Annotated in this window: 10 protein-coding genes and 3 pseudogenes; 11 read left to right on the top strand and 2 right to left on the bottom strand. The window is 43.8% G+C overall.

The genetic code is table 11. The features are described from left to right. The first annotated feature begins 210 nt into the window (after positions 1–210). The 9 genes and pseudogenes from KQX66_RS31660 (at position 211) to KQX66_RS31700 (ending at position 10,013) form a co-directional block, all read left to right on the top strand. Positions 211–1,236 (top strand): CBM35 domain-containing protein, encoded by a 1,026-nt coding sequence (locus tag KQX66_RS31660; protein WP_216797545.1) that lies wholly within the window; start codon positions 211–213, stop codon positions 1,234–1,236. A gap of 129 nt (positions 1,237–1,365) precedes the next feature. Beyond that, a pseudogene (locus tag KQX66_RS31665) lies at positions 1,366–1,950 on the top strand (LytR/AlgR family response regulator transcription factor); the annotation flags it as partial. Position 1,951: 1 nt separating this feature from the next. Continuing rightward, a pseudogene (locus KQX66_RS31670) lies at positions 1,952–2,969 on the top strand (ATP-binding protein); the annotation flags it as partial. Between the two features lie 110 nt (positions 2,970–3,079). Further along, positions 3,080–5,134, top strand: coding sequence for a serine hydrolase domain-containing protein (locus tag KQX66_RS31675; protein WP_216797547.1), 2,055 nt, complete (start codon positions 3,080–3,082; stop codon positions 5,132–5,134). A 271-nt stretch (positions 5,135–5,405) separates the two neighbouring features. After that, positions 5,406–6,605, top strand: a complete 1,200-nt coding sequence (locus KQX66_RS31680) for an ABC transporter substrate-binding protein (protein ID WP_253957572.1) — start codon at positions 5,406–5,408, stop codon at positions 6,603–6,605. A 93-nt stretch (positions 6,606–6,698) separates the two neighbouring features. Continuing rightward, a complete protein-coding gene (locus KQX66_RS31685) occupies positions 6,699–7,574 on the top strand; it encodes a branched-chain amino acid ABC transporter permease (RefSeq protein ID WP_216797586.1) in 876 nt (291 codons plus the stop codon). 13 nt (positions 7,575–7,587) lie between these two features. After that, positions 7,588–8,538: a branched-chain amino acid ABC transporter permease gene (locus KQX66_RS31690; protein WP_216797548.1), complete on the top strand. Its 951-nt coding sequence runs from the start codon at positions 7,588–7,590 to the stop codon at positions 8,536–8,538. Continuing rightward, positions 8,528–9,331 carry an ABC transporter ATP-binding protein gene (locus tag KQX66_RS31695; protein ID WP_216797550.1) on the top strand — a complete coding sequence of 268 codons (804 nt, stop codon included), beginning with the start codon at positions 8,528–8,530 and terminating at the stop codon, positions 9,329–9,331. Before KQX66_RS31690 ends, KQX66_RS31695 begins: the two co-directional genes overlap by 11 nt. Further along, entirely contained in the window at positions 9,309–10,013 is a 705-nt protein-coding gene (locus KQX66_RS31700) for an ABC transporter ATP-binding protein (protein ID WP_216797552.1), read from the top strand. The genes KQX66_RS31695 and KQX66_RS31700 overlap by 23 nt, the downstream gene beginning before the upstream one ends. Positions 10,014–10,390: 377 nt before the next feature. Here the strand turns inward: KQX66_RS31700 and KQX66_RS31705 are convergent, their stop codons facing one another. Further along, the gene (locus KQX66_RS31705; protein ID WP_216797553.1) at positions 10,391–11,122 is read right to left on the bottom strand and encodes a DinB family protein; all 732 of its coding nucleotides are present in this window, start codon (positions 11,120–11,122) and stop codon (positions 10,391–10,393) included. A gap of 42 nt (positions 11,123–11,164) precedes the next feature. Next, positions 11,165–12,211 (bottom strand): annotated as a pseudogene (locus KQX66_RS31710) (IS1595 family transposase). 356 nt (positions 12,212–12,567) lie between these two features. Between KQX66_RS31710 and vanR the strand changes: the two are divergent. Next, complete coding sequence (gene vanR, locus KQX66_RS31715) at positions 12,568–13,272, top strand: VanR-ABDEGLN family response regulator transcription factor (protein ID WP_163860206.1); 705 nt, start codon at positions 12,568–12,570, stop codon at positions 13,270–13,272. Beyond that, entirely contained in the window at positions 13,253–14,383 is a 1,131-nt protein-coding gene (gene vanS, locus KQX66_RS31720; RefSeq protein ID WP_308647309.1) for a vancomycin resistance histidine kinase VanS, read from the top strand. The genes vanR and vanS overlap by 20 nt, the downstream gene beginning before the upstream one ends. Positions 14,384–14,401 lie beyond the last annotated feature (18 nt).

The following is a 14,401-nucleotide window of genomic DNA, read 5'->3' on the forward strand; positions in this document are numbered from 1 at the left end:
TCGTTTTGTGACATTGAGAAATATAACGGTAGGTGTCGGTTGCATTATTTGTGTAATCATTACTATTAATCTGTAAATGTAAGGGAATGTTAGTATATTCCAAACAGAAGTGAGAAATGAACATACACATTAATAAGGTATATAAGTAAAATTATGGAAAATGGAGGGTGTCCATTTAATAAACTATAACATAGAGGAGGTAATTTATTCATGAGAACGAAGCTTTTCCGCATGTTTTTGGTCTTTTGTCTGGGTGTATTCTTTTTGTTAACCGTTTGCTCCGTGTCGCCGGAACGTGTCAATGCGGCTTCCACGTCGTATGAGGCGGAAAACGGAACCATGAGCGGAACGGCGAACTCAGTAACTTGTAAGGCTTGCTCCGGCGGTTTCAAGGTTGGGCATATTGGCAGCAGCTCGGCGAATTATGTGACACTGAATGTCAATGTAATAAGTAAGGGATCGTACAATATGGATATCTACTTCCTGGTAAACGGTACGCGAGACTTTTACTTCAGTGTCAATGGCGGAACAGGAACGCAAAAAACGCTGAGTGGTTCAAGCTGGGGCACTCCTGTAAAAACTTCTGTGCCGGTACAGTTGAATGCCGGAAACAATACGATAAAATTTTACAATAATGCGGCGAATGCGCCGGATTTGGACCGTATTGTTATCACTGGCAACACAGTTACGGCGGGCTGGACCGAGATACCTTGGGACAAGAATTCTTATTATGTACAGAACAGGACAGGAGCGCCTATGTCCGAACGATTTTGGATCGTAGATGGTGTTTATACTACCCGGGTTTACGCAGGTGAGGAGCGGGTTGAGATGCGCTGGGATAATTGGACCGATCAAAACAAAGATAATATGTGGGAGGCCGACGTCATGTTCGAGCCTGGAACGGAAAAGACCGCCATTATGCAGATCAAGAGCAACACGGGCGGCGAACCGATCTATATTCAGGCAACGGCCGATGGCAACATTCGTAACAATGGCGATTCTACTAACATTGCGACAAACATGGCAGGCACTTGGTTTAATCTCAAATGTGCCTTTAATCCTGCAACCGGTTCAGCACGCATCTGGATCAACGATGTTTTGGTCAAAACTCGACAGTACAATACAACTGACCGTGAATGGTACTTCAAGAACGGAACGTACAACAATGGAATCTCGAAGGGCAAATATTCCGAGGCGCACTTCAAGAACTTGCGAATGTATCGAAAGGACAATTAGGAATAACACACAACCACTGCATGAGCGGATTCTTGATTCAGAGAATTCGCTCATTTTCATGCAAAGAGATTGAAAAGTGATTTAAGGGATTCAAATTTGCATTTCATCCAAAAACAAACTATATAAAGTCAATTTGTCATCGAACTATTCGACTCGGGAGAGCAGTTGGTATCTTATTATGAGCGCCATGAAACTCCATTCCATATTTTGATTTTTGATATTGAAATGGGTGGGATGAACGGGATTCAAACAGCCCGAACCATAAGAGGGTTAAATAACCTGGATGAACAAATTATTTTTCTGACAAGTTACCCCAAATATATGGTGGAAAGTTTTGACGTCATGACATTCCAGTATTTGATAAAACCCATTGCACCCTCGATCTTGGAGGAGAAAATCATCAAGCTACACCAATACTTTCAAGCACTTGATAAAAAGTTTATGGTCATCAAGTCAGCCTATGACGAAGTCGTATTTTCACCTCGAATCAAACCTATGAAAGCAAAGGCACGATTACAGATTATGCGGAAGCCTTAAAAGACTGTAACTTCTTGCAAATCCATCGTTTCCATTATTATTAACCTGCTTCATGTGAGGAAGTTTGCTAGCGGAGTTGTTCTAATGTCCAATGGGATGGAATTACCCATAGGCCGTTCTAAAATTAAAGAGGTTAAAGATGTCTACACCAAATTTATGATTAGGAAGTTCGATTAATATGTTTCTATATCATTTGCCTATTATCCTTAGCATTGTTCTTCTGATGGGTGCTCAAGTTAATTTTTTCTTCAATTCGGTTTTTGATAAATCAGCTAAAAAACATAACCGATTCATTTACTTTATTATCTTTGGATTGCTCGATTACCTATACCTGGTTATTCCCGTCTCTCCTATTATATCTTTGATTCTACCTTTGCTTTTTGTATTTAGTATTGCGCAATCTTATACCGTAGAATATAAAACCAAGTTCACTTTTTCTATACTTTACTGTGTTTTAACGTCTCTCGCTAATTTTTCATCCCTTTATATTTTTTATACCCTAGATTCAGTTGACTTTAACTTTGCCCCTGTAAATGAACAAGATCAGATCGCCAACACCAAAGCTCTTTTACTCGGTTGCATGATCATGTTTGCGATCATTCAGATCGTACGACTAGTTCAAACGTAGAAGTTTCTCTTTGCATTCTCGTTACTACGTATTATTTTTGGTTATTCCTATCGTAAGTTTCTACCAACTGAGCATTCTAACTTATAAGGACGTCTATTCTTTCATTACCGTCATTGGATTTCTTCTCTTAAACGTTATGATCGTCTATATTTTTGATAATATCGTTGATAAATTTCAATTTATGCATGAGAATGCTCAGTTGCAACATCAGATGGACTATCAGGATGCGAATTACGAAAAAGTCGTTCACAGCTTCAAATCCATTAAAAGAATCATTCACGATACGAATCAACAGTTTTTGTATATTGAAGAGTGTATTAAGCGAAATGAGCTTGCAGCAGCCATGGAACATATTAAGACTACATTAAATAAAGTCGAGGGAGCCTATCACCGGGTGAATACGGGGAATCTGGTTATAGATGCTCTTGTCACAAATACGCTAAATATTGGACAAGCCAATGGCATAAGAATAGATACGAAGCTTAACTTATGTTCACAAGAAGTCCATATTGACCGTTATGACTTATGTGTTGTCATTTTAAACGAACAATCCTTAGACAACATGTTGTTTAGGGATTGTTTTTTTCGTTTCAGGGCGATTTTTAATATAACAGCCTTCTTCCTTGTATGATGAATTCAGTAAGTTACATCTAGAATGAATACGAGGAGAAAGTAATAATGAAGAGAATAGTTTCTGCATTAATGACCGCTTCACTTATTGCAATACCGGTCACCCCAGCTTTTGCTCTAACGAATCATGCTACTGTAAAAGAAAAGGCACAGGAGCTGGCTTCGAAGATCGTGTCCGATTATGATGTAAGTGGATTGCAGTATGCAATTATGGATCATGGATCCATTGTTTTATCCGATAGCGCTGGTGTATACGATAAAGCGACCAAGAGTCCGATAACTAAAGACACGATGTTTGGAATAGGCTCGGTAAGTAAAACGTATGTGTCTGCTGCAACGATGATGCTAGCTGATGCTAATAAAATTGATATTGATAAACCGCTAACTACGTATATCAAGGACTTTAAAATGGCAGATGAACGATACAAAAAGATTACGCCACGCATGTTAATGAATCATTCTTCAGGCCTTTACGGTAGTCACTATCCGAATAGTTTTTTGTTTAATGATAATGATACGAGAAATAAAGATGAATTATTGGTAAAATTGCAATCAGAAAACTTAAAGTCAAACCCCGGCGAATCTTCGGTCTATTGTAATGATGGTTTTCAGCTGCTTGAAATCTTGATTGAACGAGTGAGCGGTTTAAGTTATAGCGAATTTCTTGAAACCTATTTTAGCAAGCCTCTTCATTTAACCTCTACCAAAACACCACGTGATTCATTTGATAGAGACAGGCTCATAAAAACTTATTTTCCTGGGATAAATCAGGCTTTGCCCGTTGAGAATGCCAATCTCATTGGGTCAGGAGGCCTCTACTCCACGGCCGAAGAAGTAGTTAAGTTCGCTGAAGTATTAATTGGGAATCGAACGGATATTTTATCTGAGAAGTCAGCAAAGGCTATGCAAAGTCATGAGTATAGAAAGGGAGCGTGGGTTACTGAAGAGACAAACACCATTAATTATGGTCTTAGTTGGGATGCCGTCCGTTTAGCTCCGTTTAGTGATTACGGAATAACCGCATTATTTAAAGGTGGAGATACGTTTATGTATCACGCTGCTTTGACTACCCTACCCGAACATGATATTTCTATAGCTGTGCTCTCGTCGGGAGGTAATGGTGTTTACACTAGTACGTTTGCATCTAATATTTTATTGGAATATACAAGAGCCAAAGGCATCATTAAAGAGATCCTGCCTGAAAAAACATTTGAAGCTCCAGTGAAAGTGGACATGCCATCCGATTTGCTTGCTTACTCTGGATTATACGGTACCGTAGGTAACACGGTAAATCTGGAGATAAAGAACGGAGAGATTGATTTACCCACTCTAGCATTTGGATCGCTCCCGCCTCAAAAATATGTATATACAGGCAATGGACAATTTAAAAATAACGATGGGAGTGCAACCATAAGCTTTGAACAACCGAAGAATGGAAAAACCTACTTAAAACTTGACGCGTATACAAATACTCCAGGATTAGGTCAAACGGTTTTGGTAAATTATGAATATCAAAAGTTAGATTCCAATCCTCTAAATCAGTCAACTAAAACGGTATGGGAACATAGGAATGGAAAAAACTACTACCCTTTGGATGAAAAGATAACTTCAATGAGGTATCTGCTCAAAGCACTTGAGGTTAAAAACATATCCGTTGACATCAACCATGGATACGCATCCGGCACTAAAATTGTTGATATGAATAAAGCAGTAAATGTAGTTGATATTCCTATTACGAACGGAAGAGATGCTTTTGATCTGAATTTCTATAACGTGGACGGTACAGAGCATTTAATGATCGATGGACAATCCTATATTAGTGAAGATGCTATTCAACTCATTTACGAAGGGAACTCCTCGATTTGCATCATACCATCCACCGGACGGGCTGTATGGTATAAGATTAATGAGAAATCAGCCAATCGAGTCATGACCGTTGAGACTCCGGCAAGCGGGGGATTTGCCGTTTATGACGCGAAGGGAATGGTTGTGAACTTTTCAAAGGCAAGCAACAATCATTCGGTAGTACTACCTGAAGGCGGGATGATCGTTTTTGGTGGTAATAAGGGGGATGTCTTTAAAATTAATTTGAAGAATAAATAGATTTGTAGCATAAAAGTCCGCTAACCAGCGGGCTTTTTGATTTGTGGAAGTTCTTGTCCAATGTTTGAGCCAATTAGCGCTTAGATGGAGGAAGGGGATATTGTGAGCGGGAGAACGAGGGCGGCTTAGGGACGTGAAATAAACCATTGGATGCAGTACTAGTTGTTCGCGCTGAATAATAGTATTAAGAACAACTGCATGTTTTTACACATGCGCTTGCACCAATAGGGAATGGAACGCCAAGAGGAGGGTATGTATGAAACAGCAACGTATGGGAAAAGGAACTAGGACAAAAGCGCTGCATCTGCTAATGGGGTTCGCACTAACGGGACTCGTAGCGGGATGCGGAGGGACGCAAGGAGAGACGGGAAAGTCGGGCGATGCGGTAGTCGGGGACGTTATTAAAATCGGAGCCAACCTGGAGCTTTCCGGTCCGGTAGCTTCATACGGTCAGTCGATTGCCGAGGGTGTCGATCTGGCTGTCGAAAACTTGAACAAAAGCGGCGGCATCAACGGTAAGAAATTGGAAGTCATCAAAGTGGACAATAAGTCGGATGCGGCTGAAGCAACCAATGCGGCGATCAAATTGACCAGTCAAGATAAGGTGGCAGCTATTATCGGCGCAGCCACCAGCGGCAATACGGTGGCGCAGGCGCAAGTCGCAACCAATAACAAAACCGTGCTTCTGACGCCTACAGGCACCAGTCTGAATATCACTGCGAAAGCGGACGGGAGCGTCAACGATTATATGTTCCGGACCTGCTTTATCGATCCGTTTCAAGGTCGCGTTGCCGCCAACTTTGCGGCCGGCGAACTGAAGGTGAAGTCGGCGGCTATCTTTGCAGACAGCGCCAGTGAGTATGCGAAAGGGCTGGCGGCTTCTTTCAAAGAAACGTTCACGCAGGCCGGAGGGACGATCGTTGCCCAAGAAGCGTATGTGGCGAAGGATACCGATTTCCGCGCGACATTGACTCGCATTAAATCACTGAACCCGGATTCGATCTTTATCCCCGGCTATTATGAAGAAGTGGGCTTGATTGTGAAGCAAGCGCGCGAATTGGGAATTACCGTACCGCTTATCGGAGCTGACGGATGGGATTCTCCCAAATTAGTGGATTTGGCTGGCGCCGCTGCTTTGAATAATACGTATATCGCCAATCATTATTCGTCCGAAGACCCGGATAAGATGATTCAGGATTTTGTCCAAGCGTTCAAAGGCAAGTACAGCGGCAAAGCTCCGGATGGGTTTGGCGCCTTGGGCTACGATTCAGTCTATTTGTTGGCGGACGGCATCAAGCGCGCGGGCTCGACCGACGGAAGCAAAATTAAGGACGCTTTAGCGCAAACGAAAGATTTGCAGTTGGTTACCGGCAAAATTACGCTCGATAAGCAGCACAATCCGATCAAGACGGCAACTGTGCTGGAATATAAAGACGGGAAGCAAACGTTTAGAACGAAAGTGAATCCATAAAGCATTCGATAGGGGCTTGGGAGGGGCTTCCTCCCGTTGCGCTTTTTGAAGATCAATCCAATTCGAGTCTGAGCGGTTCGGAGGTTGAGTATGATGGACTGGGCACAGCAAATTGTCAACGGCATTTCGCTCGGGAGCATTTATGCGTTAATTGCGCTGGGATACACGATGGTTTATGGCATTATCAAACTGATTAATTTCGCGCATGGCGATGTCTTCATGATTGGTGCGTTTGTTGGCTTCTATGCAATTAAGGGATGGGGCGTGGGCATCGTCCCCGCTTTGCTGCTCTCGATGGTGGCGTGCGCTATTCTTGGCGTGCTGATTGAAAGGGTCGCCTACAAGCGGCTGCGGAACGCGACGAGAATCGCCGCGTTGATTACGGCAATCGGCGTATCGCTTCTTATTGAATATGGCACGCTTTATCTTCGCGGCGCCCAACCCGAAGCTTACCCGAGCGCATTCCCGAATCAGTTTTTTACTATTTTTGGCGCCTCGATCAGCAGCCAATCGCTGTATATTTTGCTGATTTCGATCGTCTTAATGATCATTTTGCAATGGGTGGTGTATCGGACCCGAATTGGCAAGGCGATGCGCGCCGTATCTCATGACGCGGAAGCAGCAAGTTTGATGGGCGTCCATGTAGACCGGACGATATCGGCTACTTTCGCCATCGGTTCTGCACTGGCAGGAGCAGCAGGCGTTATCTTCGGGATATACTATACGAAAATAGAACCGTTGATGGGCGTCGTCCCCGGACTCAAAGCTTTCGTTGCCGCTGTTTTGGGCGGCATCGGCATTATTCCCGGTGCCGTCATCGGCGGCCTCGTGCTGGGAACGGTAGAAACGTTTGTAAGCGCTTTGGGCTATTCTCCGTGGAGGGATGCCGCAGCCTTTATTATTCTTATTTTGATCCTGATTTTCAGACCGTCCGGCGTGCTGGGGAAAAATATGCGAGAGAAAGTTTAGGTGACGCATAGTGATGAAAAATAAGTCAGCATTTTGGTTATTTCTCATTCTCTCTGCAGTCATTTATGGCAGCGTTCAATTGCTGATCAGCGTGGAATGGTTAACCCCTTTTTATACGAATGCCTTGATTTTTATCGCGATCAATATAATCTTGGCCGTCAGCCTGCATCTGGTCATTGGGATAACCGGGCAGTTTTCTATCGGCCATGCCGGGTTTTTAGCTGTTGGTGCCTATGTCGCTGCGATTACGACCATGAAATTTCATCTTCCGTTTCCTGTCGCATTGCTGGCCGGAGGAGCTGTGGCTGCATGTTCAGGCTTGCTGGTCGGCATCCCGAGCTTGCGCCTGAAGGGCGATTATTTGGCGATTGCCACGCTGGGCTTCGGCGAGATTATTCGGGTCGTATTCATTAACATGGAATATGTCGGGGGCGCGGCCGGTATGCAGGTGGCGCATTTGACAACCTGGACAACGACGTTTTTATGTCTCTTTATTACCACGCTGGTCATTATGAACCTTACGAATTCAACACATGGACGGGCATGCATATCGATCCGTGAAAATGAAATTGCCGCCGATGCCATGGGGATCAACACCACGTACTACAAAGTGGTCGCCTTTACGATCGGTTCTTTTTTCGCGGGAATTGCAGGCGGGCTGTATGCCCATAACTTTTATATGATTCAACCGACAAATTTCGGGTTTTTGAAGTCGTTTGACATCTTAATCTTTGTCGTTCTGGGGGGGCTGGGCAGTTTGTCGGGCGCCGTCTTGGCGGCGATATTGCTGACGATTGTGTCTACCTTCCTGCAAGGCTATCCGGAAACGCGAATGATGATTTACAGCGTCATCCTGATCGTTGTCATGCTGTATCGGCCGCAGGGATTAATGGGGACCACGGAAATGACCTCTTACTTGCGGAAGTGGACGGCGATGAAACGGAGGGATGCGTATGGAAAATAACCCCTTACTCCACGTTCACGGCGTCAGCATGCAATTTGGCGGGTTGAAAGCCGTTTCCGGTCTTCATATGGAAATCCGCCAAGGCGAGCTGGTAGGGCTTATCGGACCGAATGGGGCCGGAAAAACGACGAGTTTTAATTTGTTGACCGGTGTGTACGTACCGACCGAAGGAGAAATCTTACTTGAAGGAAAGCGACTGAACGGTCTTGCTCCTTATCAAATTACCCGCATGGGCATTAGCCGGACTTTCCAAAATATTCGCCTTTTTAATGAGATTTCCGTATTGGACAACGTGAAAATCGCCTACCATTCCTTGGCCAAGCATTCGATGGCGAGCTCTATATTGCGGCTTCCGTCCCATTTTGCCGGTGAGAAAGAAATGGAAGAGAAGGCGATTCAGTTTCTGCGGATGTTCCAATTGGAAGCTTGCATGCATGAAACGGCTAAAAACTTGCCTTACGGACAACAGCGCCGTCTGGAAATCGTTCGAGCGTTGGCCGCCGGGCCCAAGCTGCTCTTGCTGGACGAACCTGCGGCAGGCATGAATCAACAAGAGACGCGTCATCTCATGGAATTGATCGCGTTTATCCGCCATGAACTGGATTTGACGATTTTGTTGATTGAGCACGATATGAAGCTGGTCATGGGCATCTGCGAGCGGATTTACGTACTGGATCACGGACAGCTTATTGCGCAAGGAACGCCGGAGGACATCCGCAACCATGTCAAGGTGATCGAGGCCTACTTGGGAGAGGAGGTGGCAAGCACCCATGTTGAACGTGGAGCAAATTGATGTGTACTACGGGCATATTCAAGCTCTGAAAGGGGTCACGCTGGATGTTCGTCGCGGAGAAATTGTTACCTTGATTGGAGCCAACGGGGCAGGCAAAAGTACGCTTCTGAAAACGATTTCCGGTCTGCTAAAGCCTAACCGGGGTTCCATCCATTATACCGGCGTTTCGATGAACGGGAAAACGGCGCAAGATATTGTCAAAGCGGGAATTTCCCATGTACCGGAAGGCCGTCGTGTCTTTGCGAATATGTCCGTGCTGGAAAATTTGGAATTGGGCGCCTACGTTAGAAGAGATACCATTGGTATTCGGCATGATTTGCAAAAAGTATTCGAACTCTTCCCGCGTCTGCATGAACGTCGCAAGCAGCTAGCCGGGACGCTGTCCGGCGGTGAACAGCAGATGCTAGCTATGGGACGGGCGCTGATGGCGCGCCCCAAGCTCCTGCTGCTTGACGAGCCTTCCATGGGGCTTGCACCGCTGCTTGTGAAAACGATTTTTGCCATTATCGAAGAAATCAATCGCAACGGCACGACTGTTCTGCTGGTGGAACAAAATGCCAATCTGGCGTTATCCATCGCCACCCGCGTTTATGTCATTGAAACCGGCAGCGTCGTCCTTTCCGGCACGCCGGAGGAGCTAGCCTCCAGCGAGCAGGTCAAGATGGCTTACCTTGGCAGTTAGCTGCTTTGCTCAATATGTATTTAATGATAAGCTTATCGCATCGCCGGCTAAGGCGATGTTTTTTATTTTTTAGGCTATGTTAATAAACATTGTTGATTACTATCAAAATGAAAACCGCCTTTTCCAAAGGCGGTCAGAGTGTTGAGAAAGTGGTCAAACGGGATTATAGAGGTAACGAAGGGGTGGGGTATCCACTTCCGACCACTCTTGTCTTCGGGAAATTTGATTGGAAGCCGCTTACTAGCGGACATTTCCCGAAGACAAAGGCGGACGCTATCGCTTCTCCAGTGGATACCCCACCTCCGTATGTTTCTCTATTTTTGCTTAGACCACTTTCTCAACAAGCTCACCGCCTTTTCCAAAGGCGGTAATTAGGGCTATCGTATCCCAGTTTGTTGAGCTTGTCGGTTTGATTTTTTCATTTCCTTTTGCAACTTATCCTTAATACGGGCACATTTATTCAAATGCAAAAAATTATGTCTTGTTGCTGGCATTAGCACAAGTCCAGCAATTGTCTTCTTGCTCCAATATTCAGCAATACCACTTGCTTCCTGAAGAATAGCATTTTCATCAAACAACTTTTTGATTCTACAATCTTGAACTTTATCTCTGAACTCGCCTGGTTGCAGTGAGGAAATTATTTGTCGTGTTTGTTTTCCCACGGCTATTCTATATTCTAATAGTGATTCTATATTTATAAGTGAACTTAATTCTGCGATATCGTCATCACTCATGCTGTTTCCGCTATGGGGAAATCTGATGTTCATTTTTTGTAGCCAATTATCAGAATGAAGTACCTGCTGACTGTCAGCAACTAAAATATTCATCGTCATGTCCTCGACTCTTGCAATATGCCAGAGATGCCATACGATTGAATTTTTTGTATCTGGAGCATTTACTGGATACTTCCTTAATGCACTTTCCTCCAGACTTTCCAAAACGAAATCCTCCAAAGTATTGATGCGGTCGTTACTCATTTTCGATGAGTACAACAAAGCATGGTGATTGAGAAAAAGCTCAATCGCTCGAACATGCTCGTTTGGATTCAATATGATTTCAGTTAAATTCTTATGGTTTTCATTCCAAACCCTTCTTTGCTCCAAATCCATTGAAATCAACTCCAGAATAAAAGTGGGAAGCGACCCGTTCCCTTAGCAAACAAACGATGCTTGACGAAGATGAGCATTCGTCTCTTTTACAGGAAGCAGACAAGATAAAACTAACATATTTTTCTTATTCGACGCTGTGTTCTCATATTCCTTGCTGTCTAAATAACGGAACCATGCCAAGTAGTTTTGCAGATACTTGGTTGCCACACCGTTGAAGCGGTCCATCCATCGTTTTAGTCTGCTGTGATAACTGTTCACATTCTGTATGTGGTAAATACCTTTTACACGCTGTTTCCCATCGGATTTAAACCGATAATGAGACAAGCCTTTTTTGTTGGCGAAGGAACTGAATGCTCTCCACGAGTCAGTACAGAGCACATTTGCCCCCGTTAGATGAACGCCAATAGCTTCGTCGAGTTTTGATGTTCGAATGCGGCCACGCCCAAGAATTCCAGAGTAAGTGGTCCTCTGACGGTCACGAGCAACCAAAACACACACTTGGTCATTACTTATCCCACGTAACTTGGCTTTACCTCCACGTTTACGTGGTTTACCTCCAATGATATTTTTCTTTCCCTTTTCAGAGTAAAGGAAATAGGTCTCGTCCAATTCGACGATACCTTGGAAGGTTTCAGATGGTATCTGTTTCAAGGCAGATAAAATCTTATGTCGCCAATAGAACAGGGTTACATGCGTAACTTCCCCGTGCAGTAATTCCGCACTCTTACGTAGCTAAAAACCCTCAATCATGCATTCTATGAACCGAATCCAAAGACGAGGTCGTTTCGTTCTTTGTAGAGGGGTATTGGTAAGGTCATTGAAGGTATGACGACAAGCTTTACAACGGTAACGTTGACGCTTCACTGTTCCAGAACGAGTTTTAATCGTATATTTACCGAACCGAACAACGGAGTGATTATTACAATGTGGACATACTAACCCGTCCTTATGTTTTTGTTCCTGAATTTCGTCGATAGCACGAACAGGTGTGCCAGCTCCACTCGTGCGAGACTGTAAAAAGTAAATGAGTTCTCGTTTACTACTATCATCTAAAGCTCCTGCGAGTCGCTTTAAGTCCTTCAAATCCATAGGTAAAATCACTCCGAAGTTGGTTTATACCCATAATCATAGAACATTTGTTCCTATTTATTAAATATCAACAATCTCATTTAACATAGCCATTTTTTAAGGACAGGAATGGGATCAAGTAGCCCCATCTCAGCTCGGTTGCGGTTGCGAGCGAGTTATATCCGGGAAATGAGGGTAATTTATAAGTTTTGTTGATCAAGCTATGAATCTACTGTATTTTCATATAGTGTTACACATCATTTGTGGGGTCCTTATGAAAATCTTAATAATTTCTCATGCAAAAAATAATAAATATAGATACCGAATTTAGTAAAATAGTACGATGTTGAGTTCTGTCTGAAAAGGAGTTGAAAATCATGTGCGCTAAAGTTCTCGTTGTTGACGATGAACATGAAATAACGGATTTAATAGAAGTGTATCTGCGAAATGAAAATTATGAAGTGTTCAAGTTTTACTCTGCAAAGGAAGCTCTTTCCTGCATTGAAACGACGGAGCTTGACCTTGCAATTCTGGACATTATGCTGCCGGACATCAATGGTTTTAAGCTTTGCCAAAAAATACGGGAACAGCATACCTATCCCATCATTATGCTGACGGCCAAAGATGAAGAGACGGATAAAATTACGGGGCTAACCTTAGGTGCCGACGACTACATCACAAAACCGTTCCGTCCGCTTGAGATGGTAGCGCGTGTAAAAGCACAGTTGCGGCGCTATAAAAAATACAACACGACGCAGTCTGCGCCTGTCACTGAGCCTGTAATCGTCCATTCAGGTTTGGTTATGGATGTAAACACGCATGAGTGCCTACTGAATGAAAAACCTCTTGAACTGACACCCACCGAGTTTTCCATTCTCCGCATTTTACTGGAGCGAAAGGGCAGCGTGGTGAGTGCCGAGGAACTATTTCATGAAATTTGGAAGGACGAGTATTACAGCAAAAGCAACAATACGATCACCGTTCATATCCGTCACTTGCGTGAAAAAATGGGCGACACTGTAGAAAAACCAAAGTATATCAAAACCGTATGGGGGGTCGGCTATAAAATTGAAAAGCAATAAAAAGGGCAATTATGCAAGGCTGAAGCAAAAAGCTTTTTTACAGATGCTGCTGATTATTGTCGCTGCTCCTGTTAGCGTCCTTTTGTTGCGGGTTATTTTGCGTGGACAGATTGGAGATCGCATCGTTCAATTTCTGATTCATGCTTTTTATCTGGACAATTCCGATGCACAGGCAATCTATCAGAACGTATTTCGCAATAACTTAGAAATGATTCTGCTTCTTTTGACCCTGGCTTTTCTGGTCATTCTTTCTCTGTTCTCTATCTCCTGGTTCACAAAATATTTTGATGAAATCAGCTCCGGCATGGATCGGCTTGTGGAAGATTCAGAGGATCGAATATCCCTCTCCCCGGAGATGGATTTCATGGAAAATCGTCTGAATACCATAAAGGACAAGTTGAAAAGACAGAAAAAGGCTGCTCAGGAAGCGGAGCAACGCAAAAATGATTTGGTCGTTTATTTGGCCCACGACATCAGGACTCCGCTTACCTCTGTAATTGGTTACTTGAGTTTATTGGACGAGGCTCCCGATATGCCCATGGAGAAGAGAGAAAAATATACTCACATTACACTCGACAAAGCCTATCGCTTGGAGAAACAAATCAACGAATTTTTTGAAATCACCCGGTACAACTTGCAGCAAATCAAGCTGGAAAAGGAAACGATAGACCTTTACTACATGCTTGTGCAAATGACAGACGAGTTTTATCCGATCCTATCCGAAAAAGGAAATACCATAGTGCTTCATGCAGACGAAAATTTGACCGTGTACGGCGACCCGGTGAAACTGGCACGGGTATTCAATAATATTCTGAAAAACGCGGCCGCCTACAGCTACCCAAACACGGAAATCGTTATTTCCGCACAGGAAATAGAGGGTTATATCAAGATCGTTTTTCAAAATCAAGGCAATACAATTCCACCGGACAAGCTGGACGCTATTTTCGAGAAATTTTATCGCTTGGATGAAGCGCGCACTTCCGACACTGGCGGTTCCGGGTTAGGGTTGTCCATCGCAAAAGAAATCGTCACCCTGCATGGTGGAACCATTGTGGCCCGAAGCAAAGATAACACAGTTACCTTTACGGTATCTTTACCTGTTACACATTAGGAAAACATCAATCTGACG

This window comes from Paenibacillus oleatilyticus (genome assembly GCF_018998565.1).
GTDB lineage: Bacteria > Bacillota > Bacilli > Paenibacillales > NBRC-103111 > Paenibacillus_G > Paenibacillus_G oleatilyticus.